We start from the raw sequence: 21,911 nt of genomic DNA, 5'->3' as shown, positions 1-21,911 counted from the left end.
CGTTAAAAGCATTATAGTCAAATTAATAAAATTTTAGTAAAACAAATTACGGAGGGATTTTTCATGAATACTAGCGACTTAAAACAGGAGTTTACTGAAGCCTTTGATACCAAACCAGAACGGGTCTTTTTCTCACCTGGTCGGATCAACTTGATTGGTGAACATACTGATTATAACGGGGGCCATGTTTTCCCATGTGCGATCACAATCGGGACATATGGTGTTTATGCACCCCGGACAGATACGACGGTACGGATGTACTCAGCTAATATTCCAGATGCTGGGATCGTCACGTTTGACGTCAACGACCTGTCATATGACAAAGCCGCTGGTTGGACGAATTATCCCAAAGGTATGATGGATGAAATTGTTAAGACCGGCGCTAAATTCGATCATGGTTTTGATTTCTACGTTCATGGCAACATGCCTGATGGTGCTGGATTATCATCATCTGCATCAATTGAATTATTAACTGGAATCATGTTGAACACCGGCTTTAATCTCGGCATTAGCCAATTAGATCTTGTTAAGATCGGTCAAAAGTGTGAAAACAACTATGTTGGTGTTAACTCCGGGATCATGGATCAATTTGCTGTTGGAATGGGTAAAAAAGATCAAGCAATTTTACTTGATACCAACACCATGGACTATTCTTACGCACCCGTAAAATTAGGCAACAACGTGATCGTTATCATGAATACGAACAAACGGCGCGAATTGGCGGATTCAAAATATAATGAACGTCGTTCCGAATGTGAAGAAGCACTACGCCGGCTACAAACTAAGTTGGACATCAAATCACTTGGCGATTTAACCAACGACCAGTTTGACGAAGCAGCTTACTTAATCAACGATGAGACTTTGATCAAACGCGCCCGCCATGCCGTTTTCGAAAATCAACGAGCCATTCGCGCAACTAAGGCCTTGGCTGACGATGATTTAACGACCTTTGGCGAATTAGTGACAGCTTCCCACGTTTCACTACACTTTGACTATGAAGTGACTGGGAAAGAATTGGATACGTTGGCCGAAACAGCGTGGAAACAACCAGGCGTGCTTGGTGCGCGGATGACTGGTGCTGGATTCGGTGGCTGTGGTATTGCTATCGTTGATAAGGACCAAGTTGATGCCTTTAAGGAAAACGTCGGTAAAGTTTATCGCGACACGATTGGTTACGACGCTGATTTCTACATTGCTGAAATCGCAGACGGCCCTAAGGAACTTTAATAAAAACATTGATTTAAAATATAAATTAGCAGTAAGCATTGAGAAATATTGAGGAGGAATTAGAATGGCAGTTTTAGTTTTAGGTGGTGCCGGCTACATCGGTTCACACGCAGTTGATCGGTTGGTTGCAAAGGGGTATGACGTGGCGGTTGTTGATAACCTAGTCACGGGGCACCGGGCAGCAGTCAATGAACACGCGCGTTTTTATGAAGGTGATGTCCGGGATACGGCGTTCATGAATACCGTGTTTGACCAAGAAAACGTTGAAGGTGTCATTCATTTCGCAGCTTTCTCAGTTGTTCCTGAATCAATGAAAGATCCGCTCAAGTACTTTGATAACAACACGGCAGGGATGGTTAAGTTACTCGAAGTGATGGCTAAGCACAATGTGAAGAAAATCGTCTTCTCGTCGACTGCAGCAACTTATGGTGAACCTAAGCAGGTGCCAATCAAGGAATCGGATCCACAAGTGCCAACTAATCCATACGGCGAAAGTAAATTAGCGATGGAAAAGATCATGCACTGGTCAGATGTGGCTTACGGGATTAAGTTCGTGGCCTTACGTTACTTCAACGTGGCGGGGGCTAAGCCTGATGGTAGCATCGGCGAAGATCATGCACCAGAAACGCATCTCGTCCCAATCATTTTACAAGTAGCAGCTGGTGAACGTGATCAGTTACAGATTTTTGGTGACGACTATCCAACCCCTGATGGGACCAATGTTCGCGACTATGTGCACGTTGTCGACTTAGCCGATGCGCATATCTTGGCTTTGGAATACTTGAAGCAAGGGCATGATAGCGATGCGTTTAACTTAGGTTCTTCAACCGGCTTCTCCAACAAACAAATGTTGGATGCTGCGCGTGAAGTGACTGGTAAGCCAATTCCAGCCGTTATGGCGCCACGCCGCGCTGGTGACCCAAGTACGTTAGTTGCTGCTAGTGACAAGGCCCGTACTGTTTTAGGCTGGGCACCTCAATATGATGATGTGAAAGAAATTATTAAGACGGCCTGGACTTGGAAAGAAAGTCATCCGGCTGGCTACGATGATCGGGGAGGCCGAGCATAATGACGAGTTTAGATCAATTTGTCACGGCGGTGATCGCGTCGCCTTCGCAATATACTGAATTAGACCGGATCTATGTGCATAATCGGATCCTCGGTTTGGTTGGTGAAGGCGAGCCAGTTGTAACGACTGATGACCAATTAACGAGTTTAACGGACGCCCTAGTTAAGACGGCGATTCAAAATAGTAAAATTGAAGCGACTCAATCGGATGAGGACATCTTAGCAGATCAATTGATGGATCTTGTGACCCCGTTACCATCCGTATTGAACCAACGTTTTTGGGATAAGTATCAGGTTAGTCCGCAAGCGGCAACCGACTATTTCTTTAACTTAAGCAAAGCTAATGATTATATCAAGACGCGGGCCATTGCGAAAAATGTGGTCTTTCCAGCAAAAACGCCGTTTGGTGATTTGGAGATTACCATCAACTTATCAAAGCCTGAAAAGGACCCTAAAGCGATTGCGGCAGCACGTAACCAACCACAAGATGGCTATCCACTCTGCCAACTATGTATGCAGAATGAAGGCTATCTAGGCCGGCTCGGTTACCCAGCACGGAGTAATCACCGGATTATTCGGTTAACACTTGGCGGCAATACTTGGGGCTTCCAATATTCTCCATATGCTTACTTTAATGAACACTCGATTTTCTTGGATCAAGAGCACCGGCCAATGGTCATTAACCGGCAAACCTTTACCAACTTACTTGAAATTGTTCAGCAATTTCCACATTACTTTGTGGGCAGTAATGCGGACTTGCCAATTGTTGGGGGTTCAATGTTGTCACATGAACATTACCAAGGTGGTCGGCACGAATTTCCAATGATGAAGGCGCCAATTGCACGTACGATTGAGTTAGGTATCGCGGGTGTTAAGGCTGGAATTGTTAAATGGCCAATGTCGACGATTCGGCTGACGAGTCAGGACTTGGTAGCGTTAACGGATGCCGCTGTGAAGATTCATGAGACGTGGATGAATTATTCGGACGAGAGTGTTGATGTTCGTGCTTATACGGATGGCATACGTCATCATACAACGACGCCGATTGCGCGCAAAGTTGGCGATGACTACGTATTAGATATCGTTTTGCGTGATAATCAGACGTCTGCTGAATTTCCAGATGGCATCTTCCATCCGCATCAGGATGTCCAACATATCAAGAAGGAAAACATTGGCTTAATCGAAGTGATGGGCCGAGCCATTTTACCAGCGCGATTGAAGACCGAATTGGCTGAAGTCAGCAAATACTTGTTGGATCAGCCTAATCAAATGGTCGCGATGCATCAAGCTTGGGCCGATCAATTGAAGGCCACTAATGACATCACCGCTGACAACGTGACGACTGTCATTGATACGGCGGTCGGCAACGTCTTTGCCCGGGTTCTGGCCGATGCTGGGGTCTTTAAGTGGGACGCTACTGGTGAGGCAGCCTTTGATCGTTTTGTCACAGCAATGCACGAGTAAGTTGTTAATCAAATAAAGACGTGGGGCAACGGGGTGTTGCAGACGCGATTTACCGATGAGTTTGAGTTATGCGGTAAATGGTGTTACGCCCAGTTGCCCCACGTTTGTTATTTGGTGTTAATTAAGAGAAAAGAGGAATGACGATGACCGTGACGTTAAAAGATATTGCGCAACGAGCAGATGTCTCACTAGCGACGGTATCGCGGGTCTTAAATTATGACAAGACACTATCGGTCAGTGATCGGACCCGTAAGCGCGTGTTTACGATTGCTGGCGAGCTGCGGTACAGTAAGCGTAAACGTCAGCATATAAAGGCGCTAATGCGGAAAAATATCGCTGTGATTCAGTGGTATTCTAAGACTCAAGAACATGATGACTTATATTATTTAGCGATTCGTAAGGGAATTGAACATCAAGCCCAAGTGTGCGGGTTTACGACGACTAGTATCTTTCAGAATAATTTAGATCAGGTCGGGGATGATATTGATGCGGTTGTGGCGGTGGGCAAGTTTAGTCCGACGCAAGTGCAGCAGTTGAGTCGTTTGTCGAAACAACTTGTCTTTGTTGATGACGATCAGTTTGCTCAGGGATTCAGCAGTGTGGTGACTGATTTTACGTTTGCTACTAACCGCGTCGTTGATTATTTTTGGCGGCGTGGTATCCAGGATATCGGCATGATTTATGGCCAAGAGTGGTCCACTGATCAGCAGGTGGAGATTCCCAATCAACGTCAGCAAAGCTTTGAACAGGCGTTGCAGCGGCATCATGCCTATCATGCTGAGTATGTATTAGCTGGTGATTACACTAGTCAATCTGGTTATCTGATGATGAAACGGGCCATTGCGATGTTAGGTGACCGCTTACCACACGCTTTCTTTATCGCTAATGATCCGATGGCAGCCGGTGCACTCAAAGCGTTACAGCAAGCTGATATTGCTGTGCCGCAGCGGGTCAAGTTGTTTAGCTTCAATAATACGACACTAGCCGAATATGTGTATCCAGAGATTAGCTCGGTCAATGTTGAGACTGAACTGATGGGCAAGACGGCCATCGATTTGTTGGTGAGCTGGTTCCAAGATGATCGTCAAGCAGCCCAGCGCATTGAACTGGGAACGACGTTGGTAGAACGTGAAAGCACCAAATGAAGTGATCGGGTGTTCGTGAGATTTGGCAAAAAATATCGTAATTAGTAATGTGCCACTCGGATTGTTAAAAAAGCGCTGCATGATTTTGATGGAGCACGGGTTAGTATTGAATAGCGCGCGTGAATGGGTTGATGGGTCATACTGTCGCTTTCTGATTAGTTGGTCTGTTTTGCTAAGGTGTGAGGCCGTAATAACGACAATTGTACCCTTCAAGGGTATAATTGTGAGTGAGGTGATGAAGATGAAAACAACCGCCACAATCCTTAAGGAGATTCGGCAACATTACCAAATTAGTCAGGCAAAGCTGGCAAAGTTACTCAACACCTCGGTTAGAACGGTGCAGCACTGGGAACAAGCGGACTACCAACCAAGTGGCACCGCGGTACGCTTGATTCAGATTTTGGCTACGGACGATGCGGTGTATACCGCGCTGACAAACCTCGAGGAGGAGAATACGATTATGTATTTAGAACACGATGATCAGAAGTTCACTATCATGGGTGTGCAGTTTCGGAATCAAGAGGAATACCGGGCGACCATGAATGCAATTATCAGTAACATGTATGAAGGTTTTGAACCGACTAAGGAAGATGTCCAAGATGCTCGTCGTTTCTATGACGAAGGCCCGATTAGTGCACAAGAGATGTTGGCAAAGATACGTACTTCGACCAATAGGAAAGTTGAATGAAAAAAGTATGGGCGGATTACCTACAACCAAATGGAACTCTGAAAAATCGCTTGGGCATTACTGAAGCGACTACTTTGCAGAAAATCGAGTACAAAGTGAGTACGCAACGACAACAGCAATTAGCTCGCAATCACTATCTTCTACCAGACTCTCGGCAATTGACGGGACGTCAAATTGGAGAATTGAAACTGATTAATGCATTTTTGCTCGGCGAAATTTACGACTGGGCGGGTCACTATCGCGAAGTTGATTTCAACAAGACTGCGAATGGCGTGGTGACGTTTTTCCACCCGGTGTCTTTATTTGGTAATGCTGAAATGGATATTCAACGCCAACTCGATAATTTTGCGATGTTACCGAATGACCGGGAACAGCTTGCACAGGCGTTGGGACAAGTTGTCACCGAAATCAACATGTTTCATCCGTTTCGGGAAGGTAATGGTCGCACAACGCGGCTGTTTACTGAGGTCTTGGCTTGGCAGCATGGTTTTGGCATCAACTATACCCAGGCACAGCAGGACGCTTACATGCAAGCGTCAATTCAGGATGATGCTGAAATGATGGCACAGGTGTTTATGGATATTTTGAAACAAAAGAGTAAATAAAAACAGTTGTGATAGGACAAGTTGAATTTAACTCAAAAATCAGATAGATGACTAGGATATGTCTCAGTCATCTATCTGATTTTTTAGGCAGAGATTTAGTTTAGAACGTATTTTTAACTGAGTGTGAGGACTATTATGATTTACCCGCCGGTTTCACAAAACTTTTTCGGTAAACTAATTTAGCGTCAACTAATACCATTCGCTTCTGTGGACGGTCAAAAATAATCGTATCTTTCAATGTTGTGATGGCCTGTGCGGCTAAGTCGTCTGTATCAATGTGGAAAGTCGTCAATGGTGGTGAAACGTAGCGTGCAATGTCGATATCGTTAATACTAATAATTGCGGTATCGGTGGGGACTGTGATTTTGTTTTCATTGAAAGCCTGTAAGACACCCACGGCCAACGGATCTGAACCGACTAAGAACCCTTTGGGCAATGCTTGTTTACTCAACGATTGTACGACTTGTTGTCCCAAGCGATAGCCGCTGGCAACGGAGAATTCGCCACCGATGAATAGGAACCGCGAATCAAATAGTTGTAACTCGCGTAGCCGACTTTCAAAGTATTTTTGGCGCGGATCTTGTTGATGAATGACTTGTTGATCTTTATTCCAGTAGCCGCCGTTAATGAGGCCAATGGGGGTGTCGCCCGCAGCAATCAGTTGGTCGATGGCATTTTCAGTGATGGCTTGGAGATTGGGTTGCACCGAGTTGAAGTGATGTGGATCGGGGTTGGAATCAACGAAGATTCTATGCGGTGTCAGTGCGCATAACTTTTGGAGCGCGTCATGATTGAATTCGCCTACCGCCATCACACCATCTATGTCTCTAGGAATATGGTCAATGTCTGGGTAAAAGGTGAGCTTTAGGTTGGCCTGCTTTCCGTGCTCAACGAGGCTCTGACGTAAATTGCTGAAGTAAATATCTTCAAGTTCTTGTTTCGGTTGAACAGCGAAGATCGTGGCAACTTGATAAGCAAGTCCGTGAGTCGTGTTGGGCTGTTCATAATTTAAGTTTTGCGCAGTTTGCAATATTTTTTTGCGGGCGTGATCCGAGATTGAAAATGAGGGATCGTTATTTAGTAGCCGTGATACAGTTGCTGGGGAGTAACCCGCCTTAGCGGCAATTTCACGGATGGTTGGCATAATCAGGGACTCCTTTCGAAACATTTATTGATAAACAAATCATTACTAGTTCTAATTAGCTTCACTCATAATAATACGCTTTCGTTCTCAGTAGTTAAAGCAGTAATGAGAATAAACAAAACATAAATTTTGTTTACCAATATTTAGTAATTATTTTAGTAAAACGGGTTACATTCGTTAATGAAAGCGCTTATCATAAGAGCTGTTAAAGTGTAATTAAGTTGATAGAAGTGAGGGTGCGTTTGAATGTCCAATCCATTAAAGACAACAGAATTTTTGCATGGTGGTGATTATAATCCAGACCAGTGGCTTGGCCAGCCCGAGGTGATTAAGCAGGATTTTAAAGCGTTTAAGACTGCTAAGTTAAACACGGTGACGTTGGGAATCTTTGCTTGGGACAAGTTAGAGCCTGCTGAGGGGCAGTATGATTTTAGCTGGTTAGATGAAATTTTCGATCGTGCCGAAGCTCAAGGCACTAAGATCATTTTATCGACGCCAAGCGGGGCTCGCCCACGATGGTTGGCTGAGAAATATCCAGAAGTGTTACGTGTCAATGCACACGGACAGCGAAACCAATTCGGCGAGCGACATAATCACTGTTACACATCGCCAGTTTATCGAGAAAAGGTTCAAATGATTAACCAGAAGTTGGCGGAACGTTACGGTCAACGACCAAGCTTGCTGCTATGGCATATCTCTAATGAATATGGCGGTGCTTGTTACTGTGATTTGTGCCAGCAGGCCTTTCGTCAATGGGTTCAAAAGAAGTATCAAACGTTAGCCAATTTGAACCATGCTTACTGTGGTGCTTTTTGGAGTCATGATTATACAAGTTGGGATCAGGTTCAGGCACCGTCGCCACTGGGTGATACGAATGTAATGGGACTTAACCTGGATTGGCATCGTTTTGTAACTGACCGGACGATTGACTTTTTTGATAATGAGATCAAACCGTTACGAGCGCTGACACCTGACATCCCTGTGACAGCCAATTTTATGGGTGGCAACCCATCAGAATCACACGTCTTTTATGATTTAGACTATCAGAAGTTTGCGAAGCATGTCGATATTGTGAGTTGGGATTCATATCCTAATTGGAGTAATGGTTACGAAAGTACGGCCCACTTGGCAATGAAAACTGCTTTGATGAATGACGTGATGCGGAGCCTCAAGCATGATAACTACTTGATTATGGAAAGTACACCGTCACAGGTTAATTGGCACCCATATAATCGTGCCAAACGACCAGGCATGCACGAAATGGGGAGCTTGCAACAGGTTGCCCATGGGGCCGACTCAGTTTTATATTTCCAACTACATCAATCATTAGGAGCTTCTGAAGTGTTTCATGGCGCCGTCATTGCTAACCATCGTGGCTCAAACACGCGGGCATTTAAGGACGTTCAAAAAGTCGGTCAGGACTTACAAAGCTTACAGGCCGCGCATGGAACAACCAGAACTGCAGCTAAAGTCGCTATTGTCTTTGATTATGACAACATGTGGGGGTTAGATGATGCCCGCAACTACGCTAACGAAACTAAAAAGTATTGGCGCACGATTCAAGAACATTACCAGTATTTCTGGAAACATGATATTCCAGTTGAAATTATTGCGACTACTGATGATTTGACGGCCTATGATTTGGTGATTGATCCGATGCACTTCATGATGAGCGCCCAGTTTGCGACTAAGCTTAAAGCATATGTGCAACAGGGTGGCCATCTGATTGGCACCTATATTACGGGCGTCGTTGATCATGACTTTTTAGCCTATCAAGGTGATGGTTTAGCTGATTTAGAAGCAACTTACGGGATTAAAGTTCAGGAAACTGACACATTATATCCGCAACAACATAATGCGTTGACTGCTTATCACCAAGCGTATCAAGTGAATGATTATTGTGATGTAGTTGAGACGACAACGGCACAAGTCCTCGGCACGTATCAAAAAGACTTTTATGCTGGAACGCCGGCTGTAACAGTCAATCAATTGGGCCAGGGAGCGGCGTATTATTTGGCTGCGCGGACCGATACTGACTTCTTGGATGCTTTCTATGAACGGCTTGCCACAAGTTTGGCACTTAAACCGGCCTTGCCGGTGATCAAAGCGAATGCCAAGGTAAGTATTCAAGTTAGAGAGAATGCGACGACGCGCTATTACTTCGTGATCAATTTTAGTCATCGACCAACGACGGTGACACTTGAAGTGCCGCTACAGCAGATCTTTGAGAATCAAGTGGTCAGTGGCAAGCAAGCTTTGGCCAGTTATGGTGTTCAAGTCTATATGATGAATAAATAATTAAGTGGGGTGAAATTAATGGCACAAAATGTTGAACAACAGCCAGTAACCAAGAGAAAGCTATCATGGCATCAAATTAATGAAGGCGTTGCCTTTGGTTTGGGTAACCTAGGTCACTCGGCATTCTATGGTGCGTTGAGTACTTACTTTATCGTCTTTGTCACTAGCGGGATGTTTAGTGGTGTTGCACCAGCTATCGCTAACCGGTTGATTGGTTTAATCACAGGACTGGTGGTTGTAATTCGCTTAGCGGAAGTCGTTGTCGATCCAATCTTAGGCAATATTGTTGATAATACGGAGACACGTTGGGGTAAGTTTAAGCCTTGGCAAGTCATTGGGAGTATTATCAGTTCGGTCTTGTTAGTCGTTATTTTCTCAGGAATTTTTGGATTAGCAAAGGTAAACTGGATCTTATTTGCAATTGTGTTCGTGATTTTATTTGTTATTTTAGATATCTTCTATTCGTTGACCGATGTGTCATATTGGGGCATGGTGCCAGCGATTAGTGAAGATAGTCATGCCCGGGGGATTTTCACAGCCCTTGGCAGTTTTACTGGGACGATTGGCTGGAACGGCCTGACAATGGTCGTTGTACCAATTACGACCTACTTTACCTTTATCGCAACTGGTAAACATACGCAGGGACCTCAAGGATGGCTAGCATTTTCAATCATTGTTGGAATCGTAGCGGTTATTTCTGCATTGTTTGTGGCATTTGGTACTAATGAAAAACATAATGCGATTCGAGAAGCAGCCAAGCAAAAGACAACGATTAAAGGTGTCTTTATGGGCATCATTAAAAATGATCAGATCATGTGGGTCAGTCTGGGTTACTTGTTCTATTCATTAGCATACGTGACAACCAACGGGGTTCTATTCTATCTTTTTAAATTCGTGATTGGTAAACCTGGTGAATTTTGGATTGCTGGGGCGGTCGCAACTGTAATCGGCTTTGTGACTTCACCATTATACCCAATCTTGAATCGTTTTATTCCACGGAAGGTGCTCTTTGCACTCGGTCAATGCTCAATGATTCTGGCCTACATTATTTTTATTGTAGCGCAGACGAATTTGACCTTGTTAATTATCGGCTTAGTCCTTTTCAATATTAACTTTGCACAGTTGGTTACAGTGTTATCAATGACGGACGCTATTGAATATGGCCAATTGAAGAATGGTAATCGTAATGAAGCGGTTGTATTAGCTGTTCGGCCAATGTTAGATAAGATTACTGGCGCCTTTTCAAACGGAATCGTTGGTGCCATTGCGTTAATCGCTGGTATGACTGGTAGTGCAACGGCTGCCGATATGACCGCAAGTAATATTCATACGTTTGAACTCTTAGCATTCTACTTGCCGTTAGCATGTGCAATCTTGTCGTTGTTAGTCTTTACTTTCAAGGTAACCATTACCGAAAAGAAACATGCCGAAATTGTTGAAGAGCTACAGGCCAAATTGGCAACAGGGGAAACAGCAGACGTTGCAGTAACGCCTGTAACGGGCACACTGACCACTGAAATCCTAGCACCAGTAAGCGGTCAACCGCTCGCATTGGCGGATGTCAAAAGTGCTGCACAACCACAAGGCCTACCGGGAGTTGGTTTTGCCATCCGGCCAAGTGATGGTCGCCTTTATGCGCCATTCGATGGGACGATTCGGTTTACGTTCTCAACTAAACATACGTTAGGAATCGTGTCAGCTGACGGTCTTGAAACAATTATTCACGTGGGAATTGGGACGGTTAACCTCCGTGGTGCTGGCTTTACGACCTATTATCAAGATGGGCAAGTCGTACACGCTGGTGATTTACTGATGACCTTTGATCGTGATCTGATCAAACAGAGTGGTTATGACGATGTGGTTGTTACTTTCTTTACTCAGCCTGGTCGCGTTACAGCGCACACTGAAGATTGGTCAACAGAAGTACAGCATGGTCAATCAGCAATGAAAGTAACGTTCAAATAGATTAGAGTTGTCGGTCATGACAACGCCGACTCATTGCGATAATTGCTCGTGTTAGACGTGAGGTACCAAATAAGCACTGCTCACAAAATAGTGGGCAGTGCTTATTTAGCATTCATTAAATTGTTTAAAAAGTACGATACCGGTTAGCGTTTCATCGGTACTTCCACGCCAGTACTGGTCTTTGCCCGCTGTAACAACAAGTAGTGGGCTGTGCCAAAGACGGCACCAACTAGCGCAGGGACTAACCAATCCATCCCGCTGCTGGCAAGTGGTAAGAAGCTTTGGACATGTGCCATTGCCTGACCGAAAGTACTTTGGCTAACAACGGCGGGGAAAGCAGCAACCATGTCGAAGACGGCGGGGACGACGGTGAAGACAACGACCCAAACGTAGACGATACTTGACTTGTGGAAGAGTGGCGAAAGGATCGATAAGAAGATTAGCGCCATAGCTAACGGGTAAAGGAACATCAGGACAGGGGTCGACCAAGCGATGATTTGGTTTAAGCCCACATTAGCGGTTAAAAATGAGGCCAAGCATGTGATTCTTAACCAAGCCTTGTAACTCAAGAAGCCGAAGTGTTTGTGAAAGTCCTGGGCAAAAGCAGCAACTAGGCCAATCGCAGTGGTCAAACAAGTGGTAATGATCAACACGGCTAAAATGGCTTGTCCGACACTACCCATGTAGTGATTAACGATTTGATCAAAGGCGACCCCGCCGTTATCGGATAATTTGAATTGACCTAACGATTGCGCGCCTAACAAGATTAAGAGCACGTAAATCAAACCTTCGAAGGACATTGAAAAGAAACCAGCGCGGGCGGTCACCCAAGCGGCCTTGTTGGGATCAGTTTGGCCCATGAAGTTAACGGCAGTAACGATAGTGACACCTAACGCCAACCCAGCTAAAGCGTCCATCGTGTTGTAGCCTTGTAAGAAACCATTGGTAAAGCCCGCGGTCTGATAGGCAGCAGTTGCACTGGTGCTACCAGCATGAGCTAACGGACTGCTGAAAGCTACGGCGAAGATGGCGACTAATAATAGCAAAAATAATGGATTTAATAATTTGCCGACCCGCGCCATAATTTTGCTCTGCTCAACAGACAAGTAGTAGGCGAGTCCGAAAAATGCGGCGGAAAATAGCAGTAATGCGAGTGATTGATACTTGGCTGGGAAAAACGGTGCCAGACCAACGGTGAATGATACGGTGGCCGTCCGGGGTGTCCCAAAGAAGGGGCCAATCGTAAAATGAATGAGAACCATAAAGACAACGGCGAAAGTTGCACCTAATGGCTTCCCAATGTCATAAACTCCCTTGGACTTAGTGACACAGACAGCTAGAACAGATAGTAAGGGCAATAAGACCGCCGTGACTAGAAAACCGACCGCAGCAGTGCCCCAATGGCCGCCCGCTAACTGGCCTAAGTGTAGTGGGAAGATAAGGTTGCCGGCCCCGAAGAATAAGGCAAAGATCATGGAACTTAAGGTGACATAATCACGCTTGGTTAAGTTTCGCTTTTGAACTCGATTTAACATATCATCAACACTCCTCATTATGATGGATCCAATAGTAATTAAATAAAAGTTCCGATTAACAAAAAACGTCCTGATATCTGAGTTAGACTCAGAAACCAGGACGTTTGAACACGTGTTACCACCTTAGCTTTGTGACCGTCTTACGACGAATCACCTCAAAAAGTACGGCAAGTGGCCGGCCACTTGTGATACTTCGGCTCAATAATGGGAGCAACCAACAGCAACTAACGTCAAGATCGTCACTGCCACTCAGAACTGATTTTCAACGATCTGGTCATGATGTCATTGCACCAAACTGACACTCTCTAAGCATTCCCAGAAGATTTACTTTGTTCATCGATGTGTTTGTTAATCGATTTTTAATGTGATTCTAATTTACAACCGTGATGAGAATTTGTCAATCTTTTTTCAAAAAAAGTTAGTTAGCTAGTGCGGATTAGTAAATAAAGATGGATAATAGCTGTATTAAGAAAATTTGTGAGGAGGGTTCGCTGATGACCAACAACAATGAGGAAAAGCCCCAATGGCAAGTGAATCAGAATCGCCATACCCGTTTTCGGACGATTGTCAGTGTCTTGCGGCGCTATAACGTTTTGAGTAACTTGGCGCGTCAGAAAAATCCGGACCAGGTGCGTGCGGCGTTTGAAGAACTGGGACCAACGTTTATTAAGATTGGTCAGATTCTCTCTTCACGGACGGATATCGTTAAGCCAGAATTTGCTAACGAGTTTAAAAAATTACAGAATAATGTCCGGGCTGACGACTTTAGCGTGGTTAAGCAAACCATTGAACGGCAGACGGGTAAACCAATCAACGAGATGTTCGCTCAATTTGACGAACAACCATTTGCATCAGCGTCGATGGGCCAGACGCACCATGCCACGTTGTTAAATGGGCAAAAAGTCGTCGTGAAGGTCCAGCACCCAGGAATTGATGCTGAGGTGGCGTTAGATATTTCGTTATTTGAGCGAGCGCTACCACTGTTACGTTATATCCCTGAATCATCGGTTGTTGATTTGCAAGAGATGGTTGGTGAAATTAAGCGATCGCTATTCAATGAATTGGATACCAGCATTGAAGTGAAGAATGGTTCGCGATTTTATCGATTAAATAATGCGGATGATATTATCCGGGTCCCTCGGGTTTATGCGAAGTATAGTACACAAAAAGTACTCGTTAACCAGTATATGCCGGGAACGACGATTCAACATTTTATGGCGCAAATGCTTGCGGCCGATGAAGCGGGGGATCATCAGTATGATGAAGAACGTCGCTATTTAGCCCACGTCTTAGTGCAGAACTTTTTGAAACAAGTTTTTGAAGACGGCTTTTTCCATGCCGACCCCCATCCAGGTAATATCCTGTTGCGGGAGTTGCAGCCAGATGATATTGGGTATCGTGATACAGTTCCTAAGCATGGCGGGAAGATTGGTAAGCGACAGTTACCACCATATCGCTTAGTGTATTTAGATTTTGGCATGATGGGTGAAATTAGCCCAGCTTTGATGTCAGGTATTGCCAATGTAGTGGTGGCAGTGACAACTGAAGATACACACCAAGTTGGTAAAGCTATCTTAGCGATTTCTAATCGGACCGGAATGGTTGATGAAGAAGCGTTTTTTAGTGAGCTAGCGCCATTCTTAAGTCAGTATTATAATTCGGGGCTTGGTGACATTGATTTTCAAGGCTTATTGTTTGAAATGGTCAAGGTCTGTCGGAGTAATAATATTCAAATGAATCCGGCGGTTACCATGTTGGGTAAAGCCTTTGGAACGATTGAAGGAATTGTGGAGACGCTTGATCCAACGCTATCAATGATGGATGTGGCGCGACCGTTTGCTCGTAAGTATATTCGCGAGAATTTTAATTGGCGCAACGAACTGGAAGATGGAATGTTGGCCAGTCTTCAAAGTTTGCGTGATGCACCGAAGATTCCATCACGCTTGTTGTCGGCCCTGGACACGTTTGAAAATGGTCAGACGCGGGTCAACCTTGTCTTTGCGCACCGGAAGATGTTTATTGACCGCATTGATTCGATGGTCAATAAGGTCGTGCTGTCCGTTATTTTGGCAGCTTTGATTGTCGGATCGTCACTACTAGTTCAGAGCCATCCTGATAACAGTTGGATTACGAATATTGGTATCTTTGGCTACGTTTCAGCGGTCGTCGTCATTATTGGACTGTTGATTGGAACGCTCCATTCTTGGTACACGCATTGGCGGCGAAAATGACCGTTAGTTAACGGCTTAGTTTGGCGAACTTGGACCTGCTTATAAGCTTATGCGTTGCGAAAATTTTAACAAGCAGCAGGGCTTCTATACGGCTAAATACACACAAAAAACAGCGCTACGGTGATGATTCCAAGCCATAAAATGGCACTACACCCTGTCAAGTACACAGTTTAAATAATATAAATTATGATGCTTTAAATCGGAGGGCATGATTTCGACATTCTGTCGGGGTCATGCCTTTTAATGACTTTTGACGTCGACCGTTGTTGTACCAGTCAATTGCTTTGGTAATGTTTTGAAGTAATTCTTCTTTGGTCAATGCGGTTTTAAAACTTAAGTCCTCATCTTTTAAATGACTCCAGAAACTCTCCATAGGCGCGTTGTCTCCAGGTGTCCCCGGTCTTGACATGCTATGGCAAATGCCATAGCTATTAAGGGCCCGATTGAATTCTAATGATGTATAGGCCGAACCTTGGTCAGTGTGTAAAATTAATTCGTTGGCGGCCAGGTCATTACTTTTCATTGCTTTATTAACAGTTGCTGTCACCAGTGTTGTCGTTTCGGTATCATCGATCGCCCAGGCAACGATACTGTGATCGTGTAAATCCTTGATGGCACTAAGTCGTAGTTTGTTGAGACTTTGATTACCGTATTTTAATTCAGTACAGTCGGTTGTCCAAACCTTATTAGATTCTTCCTGATTAAAATCATGCTTGATGATATTGGCTGACATCATTTCTTTATATTCCGCTTTACGATCATGTTTACTAATGCGAATCGATGATTTGATATGGTTAACTTGCATTAATCTTCTGATACGTTTGGCATTCACATGGTACTCAGTCTCTTCGTTGATGTGCATAACTAAGGTTTCAACACCAAATATATAATTATGGCTAATTTCTAATTTAAGCATGAATTTAACTAGCTCATCATTTAGTCGTTCATTAGCGGTTAATGTCCGGTTCAACCATTTATAATATGACCTCCGCTTGATCCCGACTTCTTGACACAACCAACTTATGGGATATTTACCGGCTAGTTCTTGAATTGCCTGATATTTTGAGATCCGGTCGATTGATGACCAACCACTTACTTCACTCTCCTTTGAATCTCTTTCAATTTTTTTGACAGGTCCTTTTCCATTTCCAAATGTTTAGTTCTAGCTTCTAATTCTTTTATTTTCAGTTTAGCGATATCTAACTCGGTAAGTGGCGTAGCTTTACTTTTCCCACGGCGGTCGGCTAAAGCGTCCACACCGCCGTTATTTAGCTTCTTGACCCAGGTATAAACTTGTTGATACGAGACCTCAAAATGGCTAGCGGCCTCGTGGTAAGCATAGTCGTTGGCGATAGTCCATTGAGCTATTTCAATGCGTTCAATTTGGGTTGTCTTGCGTCCGTCTTTCATCTTTCGGTTCCTCGGATTTCTATTGGAATAAGTTTTCTTTCCAATAGTATAATCTCTAAACCAATTAGACACCATCCCGGCGCTACTCAAACCATACTTGGTGGCTAATTTTGGAAAAGACAGCTTTTCTTTGATATGTTCCTGTACAATCCTTTCTTTGAATGCTTGAGAATAGCTGCGATTTTTTCTTTGATGCCTTAAGCCTTCACTTCCATTGAGATCGTACAATCTTTTCCATTGATGAATAACGTTTTTATTTATTTGTAGATCCCTGGCAATTGATTGCACCGTATGGTTATTATCAATCAGATTAAGAATGTTAATCTTTTCATCAAATGAATACTTTCTATTTGAACGCATACAAAAACCCCTTAGGTACACAGATTTTTTATTATTTAATCTGTGTACCTAAGGGGTAGTATATCCGTATATCCAAATCATCACCGTAGCGCTGTTTTTGTTACCATGTACCGTTATTGAATTGATAGAGCAATTATTATTGCTAGTTAGTCTTCTGAACCCATAACCCGGGCACAGAATGCAGCCAAAATCGCGCCGACTTCTGGTGCTAAGATGTAGACCCAGAGGTGTGATAAAGCACTACCACCGGCAAAGATAGCGGGACCAATCGAACGGGCTGGGTTCAAAGAACCACCCGTTAAGTTGAGGGCGACAATGATCAGAAACGCCAAGGTAACCCCAATCGTTAAGCCGGCAAAGTCTGCATTACCGTGGTCGTTACTAGTGACGTTTAAAATAACCATTAAGAACAAGAACGTGACTAATGCTTCGACAAAGAAGGCCATGCCACTGCTGATTTTGGGAAAATCAGTTTGACCAAGTGACGTTGCGGATAGGCCTAACGCACTCACAAATGATTTGACCGCTGCGGAAGCAACGATGGCCCCAACGATTTGAGCAATGATGTAGCCAATGGCATCGGCGGCATCGATGCGACGGTTGATTAACATCGCAGTCGTTACGGCGGGGTTAAAGTGGCCACCTGAAATACCACCAAAGGCATAGGCGGAAACGGTAATTGCTAACCCGAAGGCTAACCCAATAGCGAGGACGTCACCCTTAGCAATCACGACGGTTGCAGTCCCCAAGAAAACTAACATAAATGTGCCGAGAAATTCGGCGAGATACTTGCGCATAGTTGCACACTCCCTTTTGAATAATTGCTAACTTAGCCTATTTTACAATACCTGACTGGAAAAACGGCGGAATTTGCTTGATTTGTGAATGTTTCTCATAAGAATTTTATAATTATTTTAATTGATGCTTACCGTTATAAATGCTGTCATATAAGTGTTTCAAAACGATTGAAAGCGGATTATATTTTATCTAATAAAAAAATTGTTTTCGATAGGTGGTTATTACTAGGGGCTGATATGATTGGCGAGTAACCTAACGTTGTGACAAACGTGGATTGCGAGTAATCATGAGTTCTGTTCTATAATGGTTAGGGTAAGCAAGTTGATGTTTTGAAAACAAAATAATTTTGTTTCACGTGAAACAGTGAAGGAAGGTTTAATTAATGGCGTTATCATATCAAGCTTTGTTGACGGCGGTTCCAGTTGTTTTAAAAGCTGGCAATGTGCCGAATATTGTCGGGGAAGCCGGCATTGGTAAGTCGGCCTTAGTTGCCGAAGTGGCGAAACAGATGGGTGCTCAATTATATACGACGGTCGTCAGTTTATCTGAAAAGGGGGACTTAGCGATTCCAGTCCCGCCATTGACTAGCGATTCATTTATTCAGACGAAACGTTATGGTCAGTTAGCGGATGTTCAATTTGGTTACGCGCATACACTGATTGAAATTATTCAGTATGCTGAGCAGCATCCTAAGCAACCGATTTTATGGTTTCTAGACGAATTCAACCGTGGGACACAGGCTGTTCAAAGTGAACTAATGAATTTGGTATTACAACGGACGATCAATACGTTGAAATTACCAGAGCAAGTACAGTTGATTATTGCCGAAAATCCCGATGCTAGTATGACTGGATTTGAAAGTAGTACTTATGGCGTGACTGCTGGCGATGCGGCTATTAAAGATCGAACCGTGCGTCTAGTTATGCGGGCTGATGTGGCGGATTGGCTTGCTTGGGCACAACAACTTGATGAACGCATGAATCGACCGAACATTCATCCACTAGTCCAGCAGTTCATTAGTGAAGACGTGACGCGACTCAATCAAGCTGATATGCAAGCTGATTTAACAGCAACACCACGTGCGTGGGCGCGTGTTTCGGCCAATCTATATGAAATCGAACAACTGCCTGCGGATCAACAGACAACTGTGGCGTTGGATATCTTTCAAGGTGATGTTGGGACCGAACTAGGACTCGTGTTCGAGCAATTCTTGGAACAACAGGCGATTCATCTAACACCAGCAATGATTTATGACAGTCAACCAGTGGGATCAGTGGTGCCGGCACCTATTCTCAAGCAATTTACGGCCATGAATGAGATTCAAAAGCGAACAGTCTTGGCTAGTTGTTTGGCATTAACTACAACGTATCCGTTGACGGATGACCAGCATGCTGGCCGCTTTATGCAATTACTACAAACGCTTAGTCAGGATGGTCAGTTCGCGTTGGTTCAACAGATTGGCCATAAACGGGACTTATTGAAACAACTATATACAGCGAATGTGGCTAAACAGAGCCCATACGTTACGGCTTTATATCAATACTTGCAGCAAGTAGCGAGCTGGTCAAATCAGTAAAAGGGTGGTGAACAGCTATGGTTAACAATGCCAATGAGTACGCACAGTGGCGGCAAGCGATGTTGGTGGCTCCTGCAGCTGATTTATCCCAAAGCGGTACGACGATGGTCAGTCGAGCCGTCATTGAATTACTAGCAACTGATCAGTTTTATGGTGAACTATTGACCCGCCTACCAAGACAATTGAATGCCACGTTAACGACACCGTTTGCATTGACCTGGCTCGATAACCGTCTGGTCTTGCAATACGCACCCAGTGCGATTGCTCAAGTATTTGTCCGTTTTGATTATTTGCAGGCCGGTTTAAAGCACGTGGCGTTACACGTTGTTTGGCAACACCCATTACGCTATCGTGAACAAGTCAAACAGCAGCCACGTTTGGTAACACTAGCGACTGATCTGGCCGTTAATCAATACGTCGACGGACTGCCTAAGGATGCGGTCAGTTTAGCGACCATCCAGTCCTTAGTTAAAGAAAGATTGCCACGGCGAGCGGATTCGGGCCGTTATTTAAAATTATTACAGCAACAATCACGTTCACAGCAGCGTCAACAACCGGGGCAGACGACACCGCAGTCAACGTCGAATAAGCCGCAACGACGGCTTACTCAAGGGCGCGACCAGCAAACGACAACGGGATTGATTGACGATTCAGGTAGTTGGTCGGCCCCAGGGCAATTAACGAATCCCAATTTGGCAACGGCTCGCTTGCAACAGTTGGCGGAGGAAGCTTGGCAGCAAACTAATGAGGCTGGCCGCGGTTTAGTGGCAGGAAATGTCCAATCCCAGTTAGCCGTAATTGCGCAGCCAGCACAAATTGATTGGCGTCAATTATTGGTACGGGGGCTTGGACGAATTCCCAGTGGCAAGAAGCCGTCACATGCACGTTTCAATCGGCGTCAGCCAGCCCGGATGGAATTGCCTGGACAGATTGGGGATACGCGGCTAGATTTGCAAGTTTATGTGGATAATTCAGGCTCTATTAGTGATGCGACGCTCCAACAATTACTGGCTCAGGTGGCGGCCTTAACCCGGATGTGCTCAACGACAATTACCGTCAAGCCGTTTGATGCGATCGTGCAACCTGGACAAACTTATCAAGTGACGCTCCCACAGCATATTCGGTTTACGCGTCGTGGTGGTGGTGGAACGATTTATCAAAGTATCTTTGATGATTTAGCAGCGCAACATAAGACTAATGCGACGACCTTAGTGGTGATTTTGACGGATGGCCGCGGCGAGCGCCATATTGATACGCATCGATTTACGAACGTGATTTGGCTTTTATCCCGAACGGATGATCAGCTATCTGTCCGACCGGTTGTCGGTCGCGTGATTAATTTGAATTTAGGAGATGAACAATATGGGCATGCCACTTAAACCGGATGATATGCAATCCTTACTGACCCACGATCGACGCTATCAACGGGCTAGTGCGATTTTAACGGATCAATGGCAACGGATCATGGCGGATGAAGAACTGGCTTATCGGCAGCAAATTACCATTGACGATTTACGGTTTGCGAAAGCGTTGTTAGCCAGTGAATTATTGACTAGCCCGTTTGAGTTTGAACATTATGCGGGCGTTCAGCATTTGCGGCAACACTATGGTAGTCATCTCACTGGCGCGGCGCAAAAATGGTTGGTACAAAAGTATTTGTAACGTTGGTCGGCCGCGTTTGAAATTCAAATCAAATCAAAAACAAGCAAGTTTCTCCATGGGTGTTGGAGAAACTTGCTTGTTTTTATGACTTAAACGATGCAATTAGTGTCGAGCTAAAAAAGTTAGCCAAGCTTGTTGACGTTGTTGAATGTCAGGCTGGCTACCTTGACGGAGGCGTGTTTGTAGGCCAATCCGTGCTTCTAGTAACGACTGTGCTAGGCTCATGCTGGATTGTTCATCAGTGATTTGATTGTTAGCTTGACCCTTTAAGATGACCGCGGCCATTAAGGTCAGGTAATCATCATAAAACCAGTTGGTCGCCCGTTGAACATCTGCATCAGTAGTGCCGAATTCTGCGACCGCGTTGGCCATAAGGTCACCTGCTGGTTGGTCGGTCGCCGTTAGATCACGACTGAATAGCATACTGAGAATGGTCAGAGGTGCAGCGCCATCTTGTTCTAAACGTTGCATGGCTTGCGTACAACGCATTAAAGTTTGTTGGTGATATCGTTGTAGGCTGCGCAAATAAAGGGTGTGCTTGTCCCCAATAGCGTTATATAAGCTTTGCTTTTTGACGCCACTAACCGTTACAATTTCGTCCATGGATGTGTGGTAATAGCCTTGTTGCCAAAATAAATGCATTATTTTTTCGATAACTTGATCATCTTGGAATGTTTTTTTAGCGGGCAAAATTAGAACCGCCTTTCTGGTTAAAATGAGTACTTTAAGTATACC

Annotated in this window: 18 protein-coding genes and 1 other annotated feature; of the genes, 12 read left to right on the top strand and 6 right to left on the bottom strand. The window is 44.5% G+C overall.

Annotated elements, in window-relative coordinates; genetic code table 11:
* Positions 1-63: 63 nt before the first annotated feature.
* From LP667_RS14975 to LP667_RS14950, 6 genes are all read left to right on the top strand, one after another.
* A complete protein-coding gene (locus LP667_RS14975) occupies positions 64-1,227 on the top strand; it encodes a galactokinase (RefSeq protein WP_021730075.1) in 1,164 nt (387 codons plus the stop codon).
* A 64-nt stretch (positions 1,228-1,291) separates the two neighbouring features.
* Positions 1,292-2,296: a UDP-glucose 4-epimerase GalE gene (gene galE / locus LP667_RS14970; protein ID WP_021730074.1), complete on the top strand. Its 1,005-nt coding sequence runs from the start codon at positions 1,292-1,294 to the stop codon at positions 2,294-2,296.
* The gene (locus LP667_RS14965; protein WP_021730073.1) at positions 2,296-3,759 is read left to right on the top strand and encodes a UDP-glucose--hexose-1-phosphate uridylyltransferase; all 1,464 of its coding nucleotides are present in this window, start codon (positions 2,296-2,298) and stop codon (positions 3,757-3,759) included. The genes galE and LP667_RS14965 overlap by 1 nt, the downstream gene beginning before the upstream one ends.
* 137 nt (positions 3,760-3,896) lie before the next feature.
* Positions 3,897-4,904: a LacI family DNA-binding transcriptional regulator gene (locus tag LP667_RS14960; protein WP_080235531.1), complete on the top strand. Its 1,008-nt coding sequence runs from the start codon at positions 3,897-3,899 to the stop codon at positions 4,902-4,904.
* A gap of 241 nt (positions 4,905-5,145) precedes the next feature.
* Complete coding sequence (locus tag LP667_RS14955) at positions 5,146-5,592, top strand: helix-turn-helix domain-containing protein (RefSeq protein ID WP_021730071.1); 447 nt, start codon at positions 5,146-5,148, stop codon at positions 5,590-5,592.
* Positions 5,589-6,197 (top strand): Fic/DOC family protein, encoded by a 609-nt coding sequence (locus tag LP667_RS14950; protein ID WP_021730070.1) that lies wholly within the window; start codon positions 5,589-5,591, stop codon positions 6,195-6,197. The genes LP667_RS14955 and LP667_RS14950 overlap by 4 nt, the downstream gene beginning before the upstream one ends.
* Before the next feature lie 133 nt (positions 6,198-6,330).
* Here the strand turns inward: LP667_RS14950 and LP667_RS14945 are convergent, their stop codons facing one another.
* Positions 6,331-7,341 carry a LacI family DNA-binding transcriptional regulator gene (locus tag LP667_RS14945; RefSeq protein ID WP_021730069.1) on the bottom strand — a complete coding sequence of 337 codons (1,011 nt, stop codon included), beginning with the start codon at positions 7,339-7,341 and terminating at the stop codon, positions 6,331-6,333.
* A gap of 246 nt (positions 7,342-7,587) precedes the next feature.
* Here LP667_RS14945 and LP667_RS14940 point away from each other — a divergent pair, with 246 nt between their 5' ends.
* Both LP667_RS14940 and LP667_RS14935 read left to right on the top strand, forming a co-directional pair.
* The gene (locus LP667_RS14940) at positions 7,588-9,639 is read left to right on the top strand and encodes a beta-galactosidase (protein ID WP_021730068.1); all 2,052 of its coding nucleotides are present in this window, start codon (positions 7,588-7,590) and stop codon (positions 9,637-9,639) included.
* Positions 9,640-9,657: 18 nt separating this feature from the next.
* The gene (locus tag LP667_RS14935; protein WP_021730067.1) at positions 9,658-11,604 is read left to right on the top strand and encodes a sugar MFS transporter; all 1,947 of its coding nucleotides are present in this window, start codon (positions 9,658-9,660) and stop codon (positions 11,602-11,604) included.
* A 143-nt stretch (positions 11,605-11,747) separates the two neighbouring features.
* Here LP667_RS14935 and brnQ read toward each other — a convergent pair whose 3' ends face one another.
* The gene (gene brnQ / locus LP667_RS14930; RefSeq protein WP_021730066.1) at positions 11,748-13,139 is read right to left on the bottom strand and encodes a branched-chain amino acid transport system II carrier protein; all 1,392 of its coding nucleotides are present in this window, start codon (positions 13,137-13,139) and stop codon (positions 11,748-11,750) included.
* A 93-nt stretch (positions 13,140-13,232) separates the two neighbouring features.
* Positions 13,233-13,488, bottom strand: a binding site (T-box leader).
* Positions 13,489-13,633: 145 nt separating this feature from the next.
* Here brnQ and LP667_RS14925 point away from each other — a divergent pair.
* Positions 13,634-15,370: an ABC1 kinase family protein gene (locus LP667_RS14925; RefSeq protein ID WP_021730065.1), complete on the top strand. Its 1,737-nt coding sequence runs from the start codon at positions 13,634-13,636 to the stop codon at positions 15,368-15,370.
* Positions 15,371-15,554: 184 nt separating this feature from the next.
* On the opposite strand, the gene LP667_RS14920 is transcribed toward LP667_RS14925, so the two are convergent.
* The 3 genes from LP667_RS14920 to LP667_RS14910 all read right to left on the bottom strand — a co-directional run bounded on the left by LP667_RS14920 (position 15,555) and on the right by LP667_RS14910 (position 17,937).
* Positions 15,555-16,439 (bottom strand): IS3 family transposase, encoded by an 885-nt coding sequence (locus LP667_RS14920; protein ID WP_120770892.1) that lies wholly within the window; start codon positions 16,437-16,439, stop codon positions 15,555-15,557.
* A gap of 23 nt (positions 16,440-16,462) precedes the next feature.
* Positions 16,463-17,140 carry a helix-turn-helix domain-containing protein gene (locus tag LP667_RS14915; RefSeq protein WP_021730107.1) on the bottom strand — a complete coding sequence of 226 codons (678 nt, stop codon included), beginning with the start codon at positions 17,138-17,140 and terminating at the stop codon, positions 16,463-16,465.
* A 146-nt stretch (positions 17,141-17,286) separates the two neighbouring features.
* Positions 17,287-17,937 (bottom strand): MIP/aquaporin family protein, encoded by a 651-nt coding sequence (locus LP667_RS14910; protein WP_021732244.1) that lies wholly within the window; start codon positions 17,935-17,937, stop codon positions 17,287-17,289.
* 383 nt (positions 17,938-18,320) lie between these two features.
* On the opposite strand from LP667_RS14910, the gene LP667_RS14905 reads away from it, so the two are divergent.
* Genes LP667_RS14905 through LP667_RS14895 form a run of 3 tightly spaced genes read left to right on the top strand, consistent with a single transcriptional unit; the run spans position 18,321 to position 21,176 of the window.
* A complete protein-coding gene (locus LP667_RS14905; protein ID WP_021732243.1) occupies positions 18,321-19,514 on the top strand; it encodes an ATP-binding protein in 1,194 nt (397 codons plus the stop codon).
* A gap of 17 nt (positions 19,515-19,531) precedes the next feature.
* Positions 19,532-20,893, top strand: coding sequence for a vWA domain-containing protein (locus tag LP667_RS14900; protein WP_021732242.1), 1,362 nt, complete (start codon positions 19,532-19,534; stop codon positions 20,891-20,893).
* Positions 20,883-21,176, top strand: a complete 294-nt coding sequence (locus tag LP667_RS14895; protein WP_244282786.1) for a hypothetical protein — start codon at positions 20,883-20,885, stop codon at positions 21,174-21,176. Before LP667_RS14900 ends, LP667_RS14895 begins: the two co-directional genes overlap by 11 nt.
* A gap of 102 nt (positions 21,177-21,278) precedes the next feature.
* Here LP667_RS14895 and LP667_RS14890 read toward each other — a convergent pair whose 3' ends face one another.
* Positions 21,279-21,866: a TetR/AcrR family transcriptional regulator gene (locus LP667_RS14890; RefSeq protein ID WP_021732240.1), complete on the bottom strand. Its 588-nt coding sequence runs from the start codon at positions 21,864-21,866 to the stop codon at positions 21,279-21,281.
* Positions 21,867-21,911: the final 45 nt, after the last annotated feature.

It is taken from the genome of Lactiplantibacillus paraplantarum (genome assembly GCF_003641145.1).
Taxonomy (GTDB): domain Bacteria; phylum Bacillota; class Bacilli; order Lactobacillales; family Lactobacillaceae; genus Lactiplantibacillus; species Lactiplantibacillus paraplantarum.
Note: the sequence above shows the minus strand (reverse complement) of the source record. Positions and strands in the feature narration are given on the sequence as shown.

Excerpts from the sequence above, each read along its gene's own strand:
- LP667_RS14965 (WP_021730073.1), top strand. The coding sequence starts at position 2,296 with ATGACGAGTTTAGATCAATTTGTCACGGCGGTGATCGCGTCGCCTTCG.
- LP667_RS14905 (WP_021732243.1), top strand. The coding sequence starts at position 18,321 with ATGGCGTTATCATATCAAGCTTTGTTGACGGCGGTTCCAGTTGTTTTA.
- LP667_RS14975 (WP_021730075.1), top strand. The coding sequence starts at position 64 with ATGAATACTAGCGACTTAAAACAGGAGTTTACTGAAGCCTTTGATACC.
- LP667_RS14900 (WP_021732242.1), top strand. The coding sequence starts at position 19,532 with ATGGTTAACAATGCCAATGAGTACGCACAGTGGCGGCAAGCGATGTTG.
- galE (WP_021730074.1), top strand. The coding sequence starts at position 1,292 with ATGGCAGTTTTAGTTTTAGGTGGTGCCGGCTACATCGGTTCACACGCA.
- LP667_RS14910 (WP_021732244.1), bottom strand. The coding sequence starts at position 17,937 with ATGCGCAAGTATCTCGCCGAATTTCTCGGCACATTTATGTTAGTTTTC.
- LP667_RS14925 (WP_021730065.1), top strand. The coding sequence starts at position 13,634 with ATGACCAACAACAATGAGGAAAAGCCCCAATGGCAAGTGAATCAGAAT.
- LP667_RS14955 (WP_021730071.1), top strand. The coding sequence starts at position 5,146 with ATGAAAACAACCGCCACAATCCTTAAGGAGATTCGGCAACATTACCAA.
- LP667_RS14895 (WP_244282786.1), top strand. The coding sequence starts at position 20,883 with ATGCCACTTAAACCGGATGATATGCAATCCTTACTGACCCACGATCGA.
- brnQ (WP_021730066.1), bottom strand. The coding sequence starts at position 13,139 with ATGTTAAATCGAGTTCAAAAGCGAAACTTAACCAAGCGTGATTATGTC.
- LP667_RS14935 (WP_021730067.1), top strand. The coding sequence starts at position 9,658 with ATGGCACAAAATGTTGAACAACAGCCAGTAACCAAGAGAAAGCTATCA.
- LP667_RS14945 (WP_021730069.1), bottom strand. The coding sequence starts at position 7,341 with ATGCCAACCATCCGTGAAATTGCCGCTAAGGCGGGTTACTCCCCAGCA.
- LP667_RS14960 (WP_080235531.1), top strand. The coding sequence starts at position 3,897 with ATGACGATGACCGTGACGTTAAAAGATATTGCGCAACGAGCAGATGTC.
- LP667_RS14915 (WP_021730107.1), bottom strand. The coding sequence starts at position 17,140 with ATGCGTTCAAATAGAAAGTATTCATTTGATGAAAAGATTAACATTCTT.
- LP667_RS14950 (WP_021730070.1), top strand. The coding sequence starts at position 5,589 with ATGAAAAAAGTATGGGCGGATTACCTACAACCAAATGGAACTCTGAAA.
- LP667_RS14940 (WP_021730068.1), top strand. The coding sequence starts at position 7,588 with ATGTCCAATCCATTAAAGACAACAGAATTTTTGCATGGTGGTGATTAT.